The 232-nt window shown below is 63.8% G+C and carries 1 protein-coding gene; it reads left to right on the top strand.

Annotation, left to right across the window (positions count from 1 at the left end; translation table 11 throughout):
* A partial coding sequence (locus B0W80_RS35875) for a hypothetical protein (RefSeq protein WP_179107119.1) occupies nucleotides 1-232 on the top strand: 232 nt, incomplete at both ends.

Below are 232 nucleotides of genomic sequence, written 5' to 3'. Positions count from 1 at the left end.
CAACGCGCTGGGCCAGCGGGTCTTCAAGACCGAGCCGCTGTACCCGCCGAGCGAAGGCGACGAACAGGACCAAAGCTTCTTCCAGGGTCTGGTCTCCTTCTTCACGAAGCGCTGGGGTCCGAACGCCAACGAAGCCGAGAAGCAGGGCTATGCGTACGTCTACGACGAAGAAGGCAACTTGCTGGCCGAGACGGGCACGGGCGGTGCCAACAGCACGGGCAGCACGCAGTAC

The organism is Variovorax sp. KK3 (assembly GCF_001984055.1).
Classification (GTDB): Bacteria; Pseudomonadota; Gammaproteobacteria; order Burkholderiales; family Burkholderiaceae_C; genus Variovorax.
The sequence above is the reverse complement of the archived record's forward strand: the minus strand, read 5'-3'. Positions and strand labels throughout refer to the sequence as shown.